The organism is Rhizobium sp. P1_E1 (assembly GCF_056406015.1).
The window spans coordinates 25,591-40,512 of the sequence record NZ_JBFUAY010000006.1 but is presented as its reverse complement, the minus strand read 5'-3'; the positions used below and the strand labels follow the sequence as shown (position 1 = coordinate 40,512).

Below are 14,922 nucleotides of genomic sequence, written 5' to 3'. Positions count from 1 at the left end.
CGCTATCCAGTTATCGCCACATGCCGCGCATGCGGGCGCCGACATCGATGCGCACCTGCCGCGCCTGCTGCTGGGCGACGGTCTGCGATTTCATCTGTGGCCAGCTGCAGGCCTCGAAGAACTGAAGCAGCGTCGCAGGAATGAAGCGGCTGCGTGAGGCATAGACGTGCCGGTCGCCCTGCGAGTTCTGACCATAGGTGAAGAAGCGTTGCGGCACGACAAGGTCGAGACCATCCCGGGCGCGCGTCATGGCGACATAGAGCAGCCGGCGTTCCTCTTCGATTTCGGCGGTGGTGCCGACGGCGAGATCGCTCGGTATGCATCCGTCGACGACGTTCAGCATGAAGACCCTCGTCCATTCCTGGCCCTTGGCGGAATGGATGGTCGACAGGATGAGATAGTCTTCGTCGAGAAGCGGCACGCCCGCCTGGTCGCTGGTCGCATCCGGTGGGTCGAGGGTGAGCTCGGTGAGGAAACGCTCGCGCGAGGCATAACCGCCGGCGATCTGCTCGAGCTGCAACAGGTCGGCCTGCCGCGTCGCTGCATCCTCGTGCAGCCGTTCCAGATGCGGCGCGTACCATTGCCGCGCCAGGCCGATTTCCGCCGGCCAGCCGGCCTTGCCTGTCTTCAGCTCCTGCAGCATCGAGACGAACATTGTCCAGTCTTCGCCGGAACGCGGCGGCGCCGGCATGGCAGCGAGAGCAGAAATCGGACTGGCATCCTCGGCCATCAGGTCGAGCGTCTTCTGCGCCGTCGACGGCCCGACGCCCGGCAGGATCTGCATCAGCCGGAAGCCCGCCACCCGGTCGCGCGGGTTCTGCGCGAAGCGAAGGGCGGCCAGCATGTCCTTCACATGCGCGCTGTCGAGAAACTTCAGCCCGCCGAATTTGACGAAGGGAATGTTGCGCCGGGTCAACTCGACCTCCAGCGGCCCGCTGTGATGCGAGGCGCGGAAGAGCACGGCCTGCTGCTTGAGCGTGAGGCCTTCCTCGCGGTTGTCGAGCACCATGTCGGCGACGTAGCGCGCCTGCTCGGCCTCGTCGCGCACCGTGACGAGGCGCGGCCTCTCGGATGATTGCCGCTCGGTCCAGAGATTCTTGGTGAAGCGCTCCGAGGCGAGATCGATGACGGCGTTGGCGGCGGCGAGGATCGGCTGCGTCGAGCGGTAGTTGCGGTCGAGCGTGACGATATTGGCGGCCGGGCTGAAGGCGGCCGGAAAATCGAGGATATTGCGTACCGTCGCGGCGCGGAAGGAATAGATCGACTGCGCATCGTCACCGACGACGGTCAGCCCCTGGCCGCCGGGCTTCAGCGCCAGCAGGATCGAGGCCTGCAGCCGGTTGGTGTCCTGATATTCGTCGACCAGCACATGGTCGAAGCGGCTGCCGATATCCTCGGCAATGACAGCCTCGCCGACCATCTGCGCCCAGTAGAGCAGCAGATCGTCGTAGTCGAGCACGTTCTGGCTCTGCTTGGCCTCGACATAGCTGGCGAAAAGTTCGCGCAACTGTTTTTCCCACGCCGCGCACCAGGGAAAGACGTCGCGCAGCACGAGGTCGAGCGCGGTCTCCGAATTCACCGCTCTGGAATAAATGGCAAGGCAGGTGCCCTTTGTGGGAAAACGGCTTTCCGTCTTCGAGAAACCGAGGTCGTGCCGGATCAGGTTCATCAGATCGGCACTGTCTTCGCGGTCGTGGATGGTGAAATCCGGGTCGAGGCCGATCTGCTGGGCATAATCGCGCAACAGCCGCGCGCCGATGCCATGGAAGGTGCCGGACCAGGAAAGCGCATCCGCCATGACGCCTGCATTCGCACCAAGCACATCGCGGCAGATGCGCACGACGCGCCGCGCCATCTCGGCGGCTGCCCGGCGCGAAAAGGTCATCAGCAGGATGCGGCGGGGATCGGCGCCCTTGACGATCAGATGGGCGACCCGATGCGCCAAGGTATTCGTCTTGCCCGAGCCGGCGCCGGCAATGACCAGCAGCGGCCCGGCAATATGGCTGCCGTCGATGAGCGTGCCGTGCTCGACGGCCATGCGCTGCTGCGGATTGAGCTTTTCGAGATACATCCAGCCGTCCGGTCGGGCTCCCGCAGAATCACTGGGGAAAGATTAGATGTTCCTTGAATGTTCGCGATTGCCGCCTCTGTCAAGCGATCTGGCGCGCGAGCAACATCTCAGTCGGGGAAATCCGGACCGACTACGCGCCGCACCAGCTTCAGGCTGCGGTCGGGCTGAAGGATATAGGTTTCCTCCACGCGCTGTCCCGTCCCGTTGTAGAACTGGTTGTAGACGGCGCTGCCGACCGGCGACTTGGTGAGCTTCGTTCGCGGCTGGCCGCCATAGGTAATGCTGCCGGGAATGGGTTCCAGCGCCGGCGTATCGGCCGAGGAGCAGCCGGCAAGCAATGCCCCGGCAAACAAGGCAGGCAGAAGCGCTTTCATCGTCATCATCCCTCTTTCGACTGCAGCCAGATATGGAAGCCGCCGCACCTTTCGCCAAGGGTAGCCCATGTCGCCCGCGCAGGTATCGCTGTCGAGCAGGCTCTTCTTTTCCGGGGGACGCAACGAAATGCGTACCTGCGACGTTAACAGACATCAACCAACATCAGGAAACGTTCACGGTGCTCGGCTTTCCAGCATTCACGGGGCATGACGAGCCCGGCCGGCAGGGCCACAGCGATGCCGCGACGCGCGCCTCGGTGGAGAGCGCCCTTCATGCGGCCGCCGATTTCGAAGCCGGCGAAATCACCGTCGGCATATCCGGCTACTATGTCATCCTGGAAGGTTTCGTGCGCCGGCGGGGTGATGTCGAGCGCGCGGTCGAGATCGCTGAGGGCGTCGTCGGACGAGGCTATGTGCGTGGTCGCCTGCTGCGACGCTGAAGTCTTGAGAATGGGATGCCGCGCCGGTTCGCGCGCTCATGTCTTTGCGATGCATGAAGGGAACCAAAACACCCTCCCACGTGTTGAAAGGCCGGACCTAAACGCTGGAGACCCCCATGCAGTCGCTTCTTCGCATCTCTGCAATGACCGTGATAACAGGCGGTGTCTTTGCCGGCTCCGCCCACGCCTCGCTGGAAACCGGCACGAATTATTCCGCTTTGCCGAAGGACCAGATCGCCCGCAACGAATATACCGGGACCGTCGCCTGCACGCCGGCAGGTCCTCAGTATTTGCCGTCCTTCATCCGCGCGGCGGATGGCACGATCATCGGTGTCGGTTATGTCGAAGTGGAGAATGAGGGCGGCGCGGACTGCTGAAACATCCGCTTTGCTCGGACGAGGCTCGCCTGCGTTTCCGCAGAGGTGACGAGCCTCTAACCATCATCATGATGGCTGGCCATCTTCTATGAATACACCTGTACCAGGCGCAACGCCTGCTGCGCCAAAACCCGGCGCGAGTTCGATGCAGGGTTAAGTAAAATTAAAGCATTGCCCTGTTCCGGCACGTTCCGTTTACGAACGACCTGATGCGGCCTGGAAATCCTGACCGAAGTGCAGCGCATAACCCCGAAAATCGGAATCGATTTTCGGAAAGGATTATGCGCCAGTTCAATGAAGCTTCAGCTTCGCCTCTTCGGCTGCCGCCAGAAACTCGGCTCTCGCCTCTTCCACGCTCTTGCGCCCATCGAGCGCTGCCCGGCAGGTGCTGCGGGCCTTGATATAACGAAGCCCGCGCACACTCGGCCAGAGATCCGCCAGGCACTTCAGCGCATCGAACGGACCATTGACCGTTCGCGCATCGGCATTTTCGAAACCAACCTTGACCGGGCTGTTCCATCTTTCAGTTGCCATCGACGCTCCTCCACGATTTTCGACAGAAATGAGCGCAACATCTCCCAGTTCCTCCGGGGAGACTCTGCGATAGCTAATACTCTAGCGCGATTTTCACCGTCGGCAAATGGGCGGATCGTCACTGATGCCGCGACGAATGGTTTCGCCTCGACCCCTGACAGGAAAGCCTATGGACGCCAACTGATGAGAAACGCCAACTTATAAGGTGTTTTCGCCGGGAAGGGTGGAGTCGAGATTGACTGTCTTTTCAAGAAAACTGGTGCTGCCGAGTGGGATTGAACCACCGACCTCACCCTTACCAAGGGTGTGCTCTACCACTGAGCTACGGCAGCAGGACCAGACCGCGCGAGCCGGGTGGCTCAATCGCGAGAACGGGGGGCTATTGCCACAGCTTGGCGGCCAGCGCAAGCTGCAAATTCCAACTTCGCGTCGATTGCGGCGAAGGGCCTTTTGGATCGGCGCGAATTCAGCTAATCCTGTTCCCATGAACGAAAAGACCGAATCCGGCCAGCAGAGCCGCAAAGAGGCGATCGAGGCACAGGCGAAACTGCGCCGCGAGCGCGCCGCCGACAAGCTCAGGGAAAATCTGGGGCGACGCAAACAGCAGGTCCGCGCCCGCCGTTCGGGCCAGGCCGACGAAACAAATGGGCTGCCCGCCGCAAAAATGGACGAATCGTAATGTTCCGTCCGTCGCGAATTGAAGCGTGTCGAGAAATCCCCTAAACACCTCACTCCTTATTCCAAGGCAGAACTTTCAGGAAAGGCGGGCGCTGCCCGTAAGCGCACATGGATCGTATCAGAATCGTCGGCGGTAATGAGCTGAATGGCATCATTCCGATTTCCGGCGCCAAGAATGCCGCACTGCCGCTGATGATCGCCTCGCTTCTGACCAGCGATACGCTGACGCTCGAAAACGTGCCGCATCTTGCCGATGTCGAATTGCTGATGCGCATCCTCGGCAATCACGGCGTCGATGTCGCCGTCAACGGCCGCCGCGAGCGCCAGGAAGATTCCTATTCGCGCACGATCCATTTCACCTGCCGCACCATCGTCGATACCACAGCATCTTATGAACTGGTTTCGAAGATGCGCGCCTCCTTCTGGGTCATCGGCCCCTTGCTTGCGCGCGAAGGCCATTGCCGCGTGTCGCTGCCGGGCGGCTGTGCCATCGGCACGCGCCCCGTTGATCTCTTCATCGAGGGCCTGACGGCGCTCGGCGCGAGCATGGAGATCGATGCCGGTTATATCAACGCCAAGGCCCCGGCTGGCGGCCTGATCGGCGCGCGCTACACCTTCCCGAAGGTCTCCGTCGGCGCCACCCATGTGATGATGATGGCGGCGACGCTTGCCCGCGGCACGACGGTGATCGGCAATGCCGCCCGCGAGCCTGAGGTCGTCGATCTCGCCAACTGCCTGAACGCCATGGGTGCCAAGATCACAGGCGCCGGCACGGCAACGATCACCATTGAAGGCGTCACCTCGCTCTCCGGCGCCCGCCACCGCGTCCTGCCGGATCGCATCGAGACCGGCACCTATGCCATGGCCGTCGCCATGGCCGGCGGTGACGTCGTGCTCGAGAATACCGATGTGGCGCTGCTCGAAACCGCAGTGGAAACGCTGCGCCGTGCCGGCGCGGAAATCTCGTCGACCAACAACGGCATGCGCATCAAGCGCAACGGCGCCGGCATCAGACCGGTCGATATCGTCACCGATCCTTTCCCGGGCTTCCCGACCGATCTGCAGGCGCAGTTCATGGCGCTGATGACCCGTTCTTCCGGCGTCTCGCATGTCACCGAGACCATCTTCGAAAACCGTTTCATGCATGTGCAGGAGCTTGCCCGACTCGGCGCCAGGATCTCGCTGTCCGGCCAGACGGCGAAGATCGAGGGTGTCCAACGCCTGCGCGGCGCGCCCGTCATGGCGACCGATCTGCGCGCTTCCGTCTCGCTGGTCATCGCTGGCCTTGCCGCCGAGGGCGAAACCACGGTCTCCCGCGTCTATCACCTCGACCGCGGTTTCGAGCGGCTCGAGGAGAAGCTGACCCGCTGCGGCGCCATCGTCGAGCGCATCAGCGAGTGAGGAACGGGCGCTGGAGCATAATTCCTTAAATCGGAATCCGGATCTATGGCGATCCTTATCCCGGTTGCGTAATTGGCCGCAGCGCCTTATTTCCCTTGTCTGACGCATCGCCATTCCGGCGGTGCCCGGCTTCGGCCGGCAATGGGATTGAGACTGAATGACCGACCTGAAACTTGTTGCGCTCGATGACGAGGATCTTGCGATCATTTCCGCGCATATGCAGGACAGCGTCTTCAAGGTCGGCGACATCGACTGGTCGCCGCGCGACGCGCAGTTCGCGCTTGCCGCCAATCGTTTCGTCTGGGAAGGTGCCGAGCGCAAGCGCAGGGGTTTTGAGCGCCGCCGCGCTGCCCTGGTCTTCAAGCGCGCGCTTGCCGTCCGCTCGCTCGGCATCGACCGTCAAAAGCGGGACGAGGTGCTGTCGCTGCTGGCGTTGCGCTTCGAGAAGAAGGGCGAGGGGCCGGAGGGCACGATCGAGCTGTCGCTGTCGGGCACGGCTTCGATTGCGCTCGATGTCGAATGCATCGAGGTCCAGCTGGCCGATATCGGAGGCGCCTGGGAGGCGTCTTCCAAGCCTCGCCACCTCTAGTGCTTGACGCCTTGAGTTTGAACATCGCAGTTTCGAGTTGAGAAGGAATATCGGCCTTGGCTATCTGGCTGGATCAGGCATCGGAAGGTTTCGAGCAGCATTTTGCTGCCTTTCTGACGACGAAGCGTGAAGTCTCCGAGGATGTGAACATCGTCGTTCGCGCCATCATCGATGATATCAGAGCCCGTGGCGATGTCGCGCTTGCCGAATATTCGCTGAAATTCGATGGCATCGATTTCGCCACCGTCCCGATGCGCGTCACATCAGAGGAAATCGACGCTGCTGTCGAGGCGGTGCCTTCGGAAGTGCTGGGCGCGCTGAAGCTCGCGGCGCTCCGCATCGAATCCCATCATCGCCGGCAGCTGCCGAAGGATGATATCTACGAGGACGACCTCGGTGTCGGTCTCGGCTCGCGCTGGACGGCGATCGAAGCGGTTGGGCTCTATGTTCCGGGCGGCACCGCGAGCTATCCGAGCTCGGTGCTGATGAATGCCGTGCCGGCCAAGGTCGCCGGCGTCGATCGCATCGTCATCGCCGTTCCTGCCACTGGCGGCGCCGTCAATCCAGCGGTGCTTGCCGCCGCCAAGCTTGTCGGTGTCACCGAGATTTACCGTGTCGGCGGCGCCCAGGCGATCGCGGCTCTTGCCTATGGCACCGAGACGATCGCCCCGGTCGCCAAGATCACCGGCCCCGGCAATGCCTATGTCGCTGCTGCCAAGCGCCATGTCTTCGGCACCGTCGGCATCGATATGATCGCCGGCCCCTCTGAAGTGCTTGTCATTGCAGACAAGGACAACAATCCGGATTGGATCGCCGCCGACCTCCTGGCGCAGGCCGAGCACGACGTCAGTTCCCAGGCGATCCTGATCACCGACGATGCAGCATTCGGCAAGGCGGTGGAGCAGGCGGTCGAACGCCAGCTGAAGACGTTGAACCGGGCTGAGACGGCGGCAGCAAGCTGGCGCGATTTCGGCGCTGTCATCCTCGTTTCCGATCTGAAACAGGCCATACCGCTGGCAAACCGCATCGCTGCCGAGCATCTGGAGCTCGCCGTCGTCGATCCGGACCGGCTGCTCGACGGCATCCGCAATGCCGGCGCGATCTTCATCGGCGCCCATACGCCTGAAGTGATCGGCGATTATGTTGGCGGTTCGAACCATGTGCTGCCGACGGCGCGTTCGGCGCGCTTCTCGTCCGGTCTTTCGGTGCTCGATTTCGTCAAGCGCACCTCGATCCTGCGCCTCGGCCCGCAGCAGCTGCGCACCCTCGGCCCGGCGGCGATCGCCCTTGCCGTTTCCGAAGGCCTCGATGCCCATGCGCGATCGGTCGCGATCCGCCTCAACCTCGAAAGGTGAGGGCGCATGGCGAAGGGCGAATTCCGGCTTTGCGACGTCGTCCTTGACGATACGATCGGCCGTTCGACGCCCGATGTCGAGCATGAACGCGCCGTCGCCATCTTCGATCTGATCGAGGAGAATAGTTTCGAGCCGCTCGGCCATGTCGGCGGACCTTACCGGCTGAACATCTCGCTGGTCGACTCGAAGCTGGTTTTTGCCATCACCACCGACGAGGGTGGCGGTGTCGCCACCCATATCCTGTCGCTCACGCCCTTCCGGCGGATCGTCAAGGATTACTTCATGATCTGCGAGAGCTATTACGAAGCGATCCGTTCGTCGACGCCAAGCCGCATCGAGGCGATCGACATGGGCCGGCGCGGCATCCACAATGAAGGCTCGCAGACGCTGAAGGATAGGCTGGCCGGCAAGATAGAGGTCGATTTCGACACCGCCCGGCGCCTCTTCACGCTGGTCTGCGTGCTCTACTGGCGCGGATGACGGCAATGGAGCGGCCCGTCGACGTCGAGGAGGGAAAGAGGCCGGGCGCCATCCTCTTCATGTGCGGGATGAATGCCATCCGCTCGCCGATAGCCGAAGCGATCGCCCGTAGCATTCTGCCGGCCAATACCTATATCAGGTCCGCCGGCGTTCGCGCCGGCGAGCGCGATCCCTTCGTGGATGTCGTGCTCGACGAGATCGGCCTTTCCCTCGGGCGCCGCCAGCCGCAGACGCTGGAAGAGCTCGAGGATGATTACTTCGATCTGATCATCACGCTGTCGCCGCAGGCCCATCATGCGGCACTTGAGCTGACCCGGTCGAATGCGGTCGATGTCGTCTACTGGCCGACGATGGATCCGACGGTTGCAATCGGAACGCGCGAGCAGATTCTGGAGAGCTACCGCGAGGTCCGCGATCATCTGGCCGGCCTCATCGAAAGCCGGCTACTCAAACGAAATGGCATTGCCGCGCAATCGGCATGAAAACAAATAAAGGAAAGGCCGTTCAACAAGGTTCACAAACCTGCGTTGATTGTGTAGTTTCCGCCCAAATTTTAAAGGCGCGCGCTGCGCTGCCTATTCAACCCACAGGAAGAAAACACTTATATGCCTAAAGAAGAAGTCCTCGAATTCCCGGGAATCGTCACCGAACTTCTGCCGAATGCGACGTTCCGCGTGAAGCTCGAAAACGAACACGAGATCATCGCCCACACCGCAGGCCGCATGCGCAAGAACCGCATCCGCGTTCTCGCCGGCGACAAGGTGCTTGTGGAAATGACGCCCTACGATCTGACCAAGGGCCGGATTACCTACCGTTTCAAGTAAGCTTGCCCGAAGGTCCTGCAAGGGTTTTTGCTCCCGTCTGCCGATGGTCGAGGTTCCATGGCGCTGAAATACAAGCTCATTCTGGCCTCAGGCTCGCCCCGGCGCGTCGACCTGCTCAACCAGGCCGGTATCGAGCCCTCGCGCCTGATGCCGATGGATATCGACGAGGCGCCGAAGAAGTCGGAGCATCCGCGTTCGCTCGCCCGCAGGCTTTCGGCTGAGAAGGCGGAAGCTGCCCTTGCCGCCATCAAGGGCGATATCACCTGGAAGGGCAGCTATATCCTGTCTGCCGATACGGTGGTCGCCGTTGGCCGGCGCATCCTCGGCAAGGCTGAGTTCGCCGACGAGGCGTTGAGTTCGCTGCATCTCCTCTCGGGACGCAACCATATGGTCTACACCGGCGTTTGCCTGGTGACGCCGGATCGCAAGATCCGTCAGAAGATCGTCGAGACCAAGGTACGCTTCAAGCGTCTCTCCGGCTTCGAGATCGAGAACTACCTGGCCTCCGGCCAGTGGCGCGGCAAGGCAGGCGCCTACGGCATCCAGGGCCTCGCCGGCACCTTCGTGCAGAAGATGGTGGGCTCCTACACCAATGTCGTCGGCCTACCGCTTTATGAAACCATTCTGCTTTTGACCGGCGAAGGCTTCGATGTGCATAGCCGGTGGCCCGAGGGCTGAGCCCGACGGCCGATGCTTAAAGCGCGTCACGATCCTTCAGATCCCTCGCGCTTTAAGGCTTTGTTTTTACGCATGTCGTTGTCGCAAAACCGCTGCACACTTTTACGCGACATGCTTTAGGACGGACAGATATGCCTGAAGAGAAGAAAGCGGCCGCCAAGGTCGAACCGCTGCGCAAGACGCGCCCTTGCCCCGAATGCGGCAAACCCTCCCACCGCGAACATTACCCCTTCTGCTGCAACCGCTGCCGCGAGGCCGACCTCTCCCGCTGGCTGACCGGCGCCTATGCCATTCCGGTTGCCGACGACGAGACCAAGGCCGATTATCCCGATGAGGAAAGCTAGTGCATGGCGCACCAATGGTGCGCAGCGATTTGGGATAAAGACATGCATCGATCAAAGATCTAAAGCGGGTCATATGAGTCCGCTTTGACGCGACGCTCTTCAGAGAATTCCGCCCGCGAAGCTCTTATTTTTCCTCATGAATCGGCAAAGCCGGCAAGACCGTCAAAAAAGAGTCATTTGACGCTTGCCATGGGCGAACAAGATGCTATAACCCCGCTCGCTTCCGGGGTGAACCAAGGCCCCGCGGTTCCTTTTCTGAAAGGGACCATCGGAGGCAGGTTAGCCCAGGTAGCTCAGTTGGTAGAGCAGCGGATTGAAAATCCGCGTGTCACTGGTTCGATTCCGGTCCTGGGCACCACTCATAAATCACTGCTTTTGCGCATGTTTTAGTTCCTTATGTTAATGTGGTCCGGCCGCGTCTAGACACTATTTTTGTCTTCTAGACGCTTTTCGTTTTCGTCTGTTCACCTCGGCATCGAGATCGCTGACCGTCTCGCCATCTTCTTGGATGTGTCAGCCAGACGCGAATAGTGCTTTTCTGCCCGAGCATCTTAGCGATCGTTGCGTAGTCCTTGCCCATCTCGCGCAGAATGGTTGCGACGGGTGTGTCTGAGGCCTCAGCCAGAACCAGGTTGACGGTGCGCCCTCGTCATCGCCAAGCCGTGGCCGGATGCCACGAAGCGATAGATAGCCGTTGATACCACGCGCTCCCCTCGCAACTTTCCGTCCTTGCGGCGGCCGGTACGCTGGCGGAGGGCTGTGGAGATTGAGTGTGCCCTCCCGGCCCAATGTTGCATCCTTCTTTTAAACTCCGCCCAGGTCGGCGCCGGCCGAGTAGGGTCATCGAATGGAACCAACCCCGGTCATTGCCGTTATAAGCTAGGGAGTCCCACCATGAGCAACGCCCGTCAGGCGCGAACGAGATGGTGGTGGTCCCCGAGGAGAACGCACATGGATCTCACAACCCTTCTCATAATCGTTGTGATACTTCTTTTGCTAGGCGGCGGCGGCTGGTACGGCCGAGGACGCTGGTATTAAACGACGGCCTACGTGGCACGCATCACTGGGTTGACGAGCGCTCCGGCTAACTGAGCGCGGCGGGATGGCGATGTCGTTCCAGTTAGTTTTTGCGTTCCATCGATTCCATTATCGATCCGCTATGCGCAGTCCAAGCCGGTAGGTTTGCTTCGGTGCGCCGACGATTTATGCTGTCGATGCAAACTTCTAGCATCACCTGACCGTAGACGACGGCAACAGGTAGACCCCAGTCGCGTTGGTACAGGGCCTGAAGGCGGCCAACACAAACCCCTCTGTTTAGAGGTTAGTGTCGCCCTTTCGATGTCTTCGCCAGCATCTCGCTCAGTGTTGCCGCCGAGAGCATGGATTCGGCCAAAAGCTTCTTGAGCTTCTGGTTCTCTTCCTCCAAAGCTCTCAATCTTTTGGCATGGAGACCGACATTTCCGGACTGCAAGGATTGCCACCGATAAAAGGTCGGCTCGCTGATGCCGTACCTGTGGCAAACATCTGCCACCGTCACCCCGGCTTGGTGCTCCTTCAGAATACCGGTAATCTGGTTGTCGTCGAATTTTCTCTTGCCCATCACCGCCTCAGTCCTCGCGAAATGCTCTGTTGAAACTGTCGAGGAGTGGTCTGATGGCATAGAGCGCCACGCTGCTTTCGCCCGTTTCGATTAGTGTCTGTGCGGGCATGCCCGCGACCAGTTCGACATCTCTCATTTTCGCCAGCCGCTCGTCCGTTACACGGATCGTCGCGGCAAAGTAGGGCTGGCCGTTCTGCGTATCGATGAGACGGTCCGCTGAAACATACTCGACCCGGCCCTTCAAGAGTGGAACGCGCCGCTGATTGTATGGAAGGAGGTGAACCTGTGCCTCGAGCCCCGCATGGACGAGATTGATGTCTTCCGGCCTGACGTGGGCAGACACGACAAGGCGATCGGCGCCTGGCAGAAGATCGACCAGTGGTTCACCCGCGCCGATCACCCCACCAGCGGTGTGGACGCGCAGGTTCATGATCGTTCCATCTTCGGGAGCGCGGATATAGGTCCTTGAAAGCTGGTCGTCGATCGCCCGCAAGCGCTCGCGCAGTTGCATGATCCGGCTTTCCGTCTCGCGCATGCCTTGTGCGACTTCGCTCAACCGGTCGCTCTCAAGCTTTGCGAGATCGGCCTGTGACCCGCTGATCACCTGGTAAGCGCGGGAGATCTGCGCCTCCACTTCACCCTGCTGGCCATCAAGGTCTGCCCTTTCCCGCTGGAGGTTGAGAAGCCTGCTTTTTGTTTCCAGTCCTTTGGCGTTAAGGGTCGTAACCTGATCCAGTTCCTGCCGAGAGATCGCGGCTCTGTCGGCCAGCGCCGCCTTCTGCGCGCCAAGTCCGACAATTTCCTGCCGCACCTGCGCGATTTTTTCATTGGCGATCTGAATTTCCGCCTGCATGACCCGGCGACGGGCTTCGAAAATTTTCTGTTGTCCAATCAGAATCGCGCCGACCAAGGGATATTTGGCCATTGCTGCCCTGAGATTCCCAGGATAGGCGACATGGTCGCCGCCCGTCTGCTCCGTAAGCAGGCGAGCGCGGCTTCCTTCGGCCTCCCAAAGTTGCCCTTGAATGCTGTCGCGCTCCGAGCGAGACTTCGTATCGTCGATCTCGATGACGATTTGCCCGGCCATGACAGCATCGCCGTTTTTGACGAGGATCCGCCGCACGATCCCGCCTTCCAGATGCTGAATGGTCTTGCGGCTGGATTCCGGTTCGATGACGCCCGATGCGACCGCAGCGCTTTTCAGCGGCGCCAGAACCGACCAGATCCCCAATCCGACGATGAAGACCAGGATCAACAGGTTGCCCGTCCAGACAACGCCTCTGAGCCCCGGCATGGGCGAGGAGGGCGCGGGTCCGCGTTGTTTCGCCTCGATCACCGGCAAATAGGCCGTCTGTTGCTTGGCCAACCGCCGACCCGTCCTTGGCGAATTTGAAAATTTCGCCGGCGTTGCGTCTAGTTGAACAAGGGTCATGGCGGCGTTTCTCCCTACGTTCCTGTTCGAGACGGTGGTTGAAGATAAGTTTCATAAATTCGCTCACTGTCGCCGACGGCGGCCACAGTCCCGTTACGCATGATGGCAATCTTGTTGGTGACTGGCAGGATCCCCATCCGGTGAGTTATGATCACGACGGTCATCCCCCTGGATTTCATGCGCTCGATTGCCGCAAACAGCATCCGTTCGCCGTCATAATCCAGGCTCGAATTCGGATCGTCGAGAACGATCAGAGACGGATTTCCATAGGCCGCCCGTGCCAGTCCCAGCTGTTGGCGCTGCGCTCGAAGGAGCAGGTTTCCACCTTCACCGATATCGGTCTCGTAGCCCTGGGGCAGCCGCATGATCGCGTCGTGCAACCCAACCAGCTTCGCGGCATCGATCGCTTTGCCGGGATCTCCTCCGTCCAGCCGGCCGATCACATCCTTGATCGCTCCTCCGAAAAGTTCGATGTCTTGCGGCAGATATCCGACGTGGCGAGTCCCCCCGCAAAGGCGCAGAGCCGAGATATCTACCCCGCCGAGAAGAGCGCATCCGCTCGTTGCTTGCACAACGCCTGCTATGATGCGACCCAGTGTCGATTTCCCTGATCCCGACGGACCGATGAGCGCTATGCAATCGCCGGGCGCGAGGCGCAATGTGATGCCTGTCAATATCGGCCGATCGGCGAATGGCTTGATATAGCTGACGTTATCGAGAACGAGGCCGTTGGGTTCCGGTATCGGCACGATTCGGCCGTCGCGTTCCGATGCAACTGCTATCAGCATTCTGTTCAAGCGACGGAAGGCATTGCGCGCAAACGTAAAGGAGCGCCATGCACCTATTGCCCCCTCGATTGGTGCAAGCCCGCGCCCGAGCAGCAGGCTCGCAACGAAGATGATCCCGGGACTGCCGCTGTTTATGAGCACCAGCCATGTCGCCGATCCCATCATGAGGATCTGTGCGAGCGTGCGGATCGATTTGGAGAAACCAATAATGATCTCCGTGCGATGCATCGCGATGTCCTGCGCCCTTCTGGCCATTTCTGCATCGCGATAGACGATCTGCGCTGCGCCATCCTGCATGCCCATTGCCCTGATGACCTCGATGTTTTTGAGGGCGGTCGCAAGTCTGAGATAGCTCATCGAAAGGGCAAGATTGGCGTGGGCAAGCGGCTCTCGCGTCGCCAGTTCCGTCAGGAACGCAAACAGCAAAAGTGCAACTGCGCTCAGAAGACCGATGGTCCCAAGCAGCGGATGAACGAGAAAGAGCAGGAGCAGGAAGACCGGCGCCCAGGGAACGTCAAAAAAAAGCGAGCTGGCCGGTGAATCGAGAAACTGGCGTAATGCGGCCAGGTCCCTGTAGCACTCCGTGGCGGCTCCCGTATCGGCGCGAGTGGCATATTCGAATGATGCGGTGAGCACCAGGGGCCGCAGCCTGTGGTCCAGCCAGCTGCCGATGCGCGAAAGAGCTGCCCTGCGCACGATATCCAGCGTGGACCCGACCAGCACGGCGATGGCGATGATCATCGTCAGCATCAGGAGCGTGTCGGCGCTTCTGCTCGACAGGACCCTGTCATAGATCTGCAGAAGATAGATGGACGGCGCCAGAAGAAAGAGATTGTAGCCGCAGCTATAGAGGAAGACCAACCCGAAGGCTCCGGCACAGGCTCGGAGCGCGACAACGAGCTGTGTCTGCGGGCGCAATGGCTTTATGGAAATCGTTGTCATTATCAGCTCTCGCTG

The 14,922-nt window shown here is 60.7% G+C and carries 17 protein-coding genes and 2 tRNA genes; 12 read left to right on the top strand and 7 right to left on the bottom strand.

Going from position 1 to position 14,922, the window contains the following annotated elements:
• Positions 1–10: 10 nt before the first annotated feature.
• Positions 11–2,071: an ATP-dependent helicase gene (locus AC1D1Z_RS04385; protein ID WP_446951397.1), complete on the bottom strand. Its 2,061-nt coding sequence runs from the start codon at positions 2,069–2,071 to the stop codon at positions 11–13.
• 107 nt (positions 2,072–2,178) lie between these two features.
• Complete coding sequence (locus AC1D1Z_RS04380) at positions 2,179–2,445, bottom strand: PQQ-binding-like beta-propeller repeat protein (RefSeq protein WP_026230863.1); 267 nt, start codon at positions 2,443–2,445, stop codon at positions 2,179–2,181.
• A 179-nt stretch (positions 2,446–2,624) separates the two neighbouring features.
• On the opposite strand from AC1D1Z_RS04380, the gene AC1D1Z_RS04375 reads away from it, so the two are divergent.
• Together AC1D1Z_RS04375 and AC1D1Z_RS04370 are read left to right on the top strand one after the other, a co-directional pair.
• On the top strand, positions 2,625–2,885 hold the full coding sequence (locus tag AC1D1Z_RS04375) for a BON domain-containing protein (protein ID WP_131647496.1): 261 nt from the start codon (positions 2,625–2,627) through the stop codon (positions 2,883–2,885).
• A 116-nt stretch (positions 2,886–3,001) separates the two neighbouring features.
• A complete protein-coding gene (locus AC1D1Z_RS04370; RefSeq protein ID WP_131647497.1) occupies positions 3,002–3,262 on the top strand; it encodes a hypothetical protein in 261 nt (86 codons plus the stop codon).
• Positions 3,263–3,553: 291 nt separating this feature from the next.
• Here AC1D1Z_RS04370 and AC1D1Z_RS04365 read toward each other — a convergent pair whose 3' ends face one another.
• Together AC1D1Z_RS04365 and AC1D1Z_RS04360 are read right to left on the bottom strand one after the other, a co-directional pair.
• Entirely contained in the window at positions 3,554–3,796 is a 243-nt protein-coding gene (locus AC1D1Z_RS04365) for a DUF982 domain-containing protein (RefSeq protein ID WP_018244702.1), read from the bottom strand.
• A gap of 257 nt (positions 3,797–4,053) precedes the next feature.
• Positions 4,054–4,128, bottom strand: a tRNA-Thr gene (locus AC1D1Z_RS04360).
• A gap of 152 nt (positions 4,129–4,280) precedes the next feature.
• On the opposite strand from AC1D1Z_RS04360, the gene AC1D1Z_RS04355 reads away from it, so the two are divergent.
• From AC1D1Z_RS04355 to AC1D1Z_RS04310, 10 genes are all read left to right on the top strand, one after another.
• The gene (locus AC1D1Z_RS04355; protein WP_028731527.1) at positions 4,281–4,475 is read left to right on the top strand and encodes a hypothetical protein; all 195 of its coding nucleotides are present in this window, start codon (positions 4,281–4,283) and stop codon (positions 4,473–4,475) included.
• 107 nt (positions 4,476–4,582) lie between these two features.
• Positions 4,583–5,875, top strand: a complete 1,293-nt coding sequence (murA, locus tag AC1D1Z_RS04350) for a UDP-N-acetylglucosamine 1-carboxyvinyltransferase (RefSeq protein ID WP_028731526.1) — start codon at positions 4,583–4,585, stop codon at positions 5,873–5,875.
• Between the two features lie 157 nt (positions 5,876–6,032).
• Complete coding sequence (locus AC1D1Z_RS04345) at positions 6,033–6,464, top strand: DUF2948 family protein (RefSeq protein ID WP_018447596.1); 432 nt, start codon at positions 6,033–6,035, stop codon at positions 6,462–6,464.
• Between the two features lie 56 nt (positions 6,465–6,520).
• Entirely contained in the window at positions 6,521–7,819 is a 1,299-nt protein-coding gene (gene hisD / locus AC1D1Z_RS04340) for a histidinol dehydrogenase (RefSeq protein WP_131647498.1), read from the top strand.
• Between the two features lie 6 nt (positions 7,820–7,825).
• Positions 7,826–8,299: a UPF0262 family protein gene (locus AC1D1Z_RS04335; RefSeq protein ID WP_018244707.1), complete on the top strand. Its 474-nt coding sequence runs from the start codon at positions 7,826–7,828 to the stop codon at positions 8,297–8,299.
• Positions 8,296–8,781 (top strand): arsenate-mycothiol transferase ArsC, encoded by a 486-nt coding sequence (locus AC1D1Z_RS04330; protein WP_018244708.1) that lies wholly within the window; start codon positions 8,296–8,298, stop codon positions 8,779–8,781. The genes AC1D1Z_RS04335 and AC1D1Z_RS04330 overlap by 4 nt, the downstream gene beginning before the upstream one ends.
• 123 nt (positions 8,782–8,904) lie before the next feature.
• The gene (infA, locus tag AC1D1Z_RS04325) at positions 8,905–9,123 is read left to right on the top strand and encodes a translation initiation factor IF-1 (RefSeq protein WP_003545338.1); all 219 of its coding nucleotides are present in this window, start codon (positions 8,905–8,907) and stop codon (positions 9,121–9,123) included.
• 57 nt (positions 9,124–9,180) lie between these two features.
• Positions 9,181–9,801, top strand: a complete 621-nt coding sequence (locus AC1D1Z_RS04320; protein WP_012755992.1) for a Maf-like protein — start codon at positions 9,181–9,183, stop codon at positions 9,799–9,801.
• A gap of 131 nt (positions 9,802–9,932) precedes the next feature.
• On the top strand, positions 9,933–10,145 hold the full coding sequence (gene yacG / locus AC1D1Z_RS04315) for a DNA gyrase inhibitor YacG (protein ID WP_018244709.1): 213 nt from the start codon (positions 9,933–9,935) through the stop codon (positions 10,143–10,145).
• A gap of 282 nt (positions 10,146–10,427) precedes the next feature.
• Positions 10,428–10,503 (top strand) — tRNA-Phe (locus AC1D1Z_RS04310).
• A gap of 963 nt (positions 10,504–11,466) precedes the next feature.
• On the opposite strand, the gene AC1D1Z_RS04305 is transcribed toward AC1D1Z_RS04310, so the two are convergent.
• Genes AC1D1Z_RS04305 through AC1D1Z_RS04295 form a run of 3 tightly spaced genes read right to left on the bottom strand, consistent with a single transcriptional unit; the run spans position 11,467 to position 14,907 of the window.
• Positions 11,467–11,745, bottom strand: coding sequence for an IS3 family transposase (locus tag AC1D1Z_RS04305; RefSeq protein WP_018244711.1), 279 nt, complete (start codon positions 11,743–11,745; stop codon positions 11,467–11,469).
• Between the two features lie 7 nt (positions 11,746–11,752).
• A complete protein-coding gene (locus AC1D1Z_RS04300) occupies positions 11,753–13,177 on the bottom strand; it encodes an HlyD family type I secretion periplasmic adaptor subunit (protein WP_131647499.1) in 1,425 nt (474 codons plus the stop codon).
• Between the two features lie 14 nt (positions 13,178–13,191).
• Positions 13,192–14,907, bottom strand: coding sequence for a type I secretion system permease/ATPase (locus AC1D1Z_RS04295; RefSeq protein ID WP_131647500.1), 1,716 nt, complete (start codon positions 14,905–14,907; stop codon positions 13,192–13,194).
• Positions 14,908–14,922 lie beyond the last annotated feature (15 nt).

What these genes read in the sequence shown, in the direction of transcription:
- AC1D1Z_RS04385 (WP_446951397.1), bottom strand. Translation starts at nt 2,071, where the DNA reads ATGTATCTCGAAAAGCTCAATCCGCAGCAGCGCATGGCCGTCGAGCAC.
- AC1D1Z_RS04380 (WP_026230863.1), bottom strand. Translation starts at nt 2,445, where the DNA reads ATGAAAGCGCTTCTGCCTGCCTTGTTTGCCGGGGCATTGCTTGCCGGC.
- AC1D1Z_RS04370 (WP_131647497.1), top strand. Translation starts at nt 3,002, where the DNA reads ATGCAGTCGCTTCTTCGCATCTCTGCAATGACCGTGATAACAGGCGGT.
- AC1D1Z_RS04365 (WP_018244702.1), bottom strand. Translation starts at nt 3,796, where the DNA reads ATGGCAACTGAAAGATGGAACAGCCCGGTCAAGGTTGGTTTCGAAAAT.
- AC1D1Z_RS04355 (WP_028731527.1), top strand. Translation starts at nt 4,281, where the DNA reads ATGAACGAAAAGACCGAATCCGGCCAGCAGAGCCGCAAAGAGGCGATC.
- murA (WP_028731526.1), top strand. Translation starts at nt 4,583, where the DNA reads ATGGATCGTATCAGAATCGTCGGCGGTAATGAGCTGAATGGCATCATT.
- AC1D1Z_RS04345 (WP_018447596.1), top strand. Translation starts at nt 6,033, where the DNA reads ATGACCGACCTGAAACTTGTTGCGCTCGATGACGAGGATCTTGCGATC.
- AC1D1Z_RS04335 (WP_018244707.1), top strand. Translation starts at nt 7,826, where the DNA reads ATGGCGAAGGGCGAATTCCGGCTTTGCGACGTCGTCCTTGACGATACG.
- AC1D1Z_RS04330 (WP_018244708.1), top strand. Translation starts at nt 8,296, where the DNA reads ATGACGGCAATGGAGCGGCCCGTCGACGTCGAGGAGGGAAAGAGGCCG.
- infA (WP_003545338.1), top strand. Translation starts at nt 8,905, where the DNA reads ATGCCTAAAGAAGAAGTCCTCGAATTCCCGGGAATCGTCACCGAACTT.
- AC1D1Z_RS04320 (WP_012755992.1), top strand. Translation starts at nt 9,181, where the DNA reads ATGGCGCTGAAATACAAGCTCATTCTGGCCTCAGGCTCGCCCCGGCGC.
- yacG (WP_018244709.1), top strand. Translation starts at nt 9,933, where the DNA reads ATGCCTGAAGAGAAGAAAGCGGCCGCCAAGGTCGAACCGCTGCGCAAG.
- AC1D1Z_RS04305 (WP_018244711.1), bottom strand. Translation starts at nt 11,745, where the DNA reads ATGGGCAAGAGAAAATTCGACGACAACCAGATTACCGGTATTCTGAAG.
- AC1D1Z_RS04300 (WP_131647499.1), bottom strand. Translation starts at nt 13,177, where the DNA reads ATGACCCTTGTTCAACTAGACGCAACGCCGGCGAAATTTTCAAATTCG.
- AC1D1Z_RS04295 (WP_131647500.1), bottom strand. Translation starts at nt 14,907, where the DNA reads ATGACAACGATTTCCATAAAGCCATTGCGCCCGCAGACACAGCTCGTT.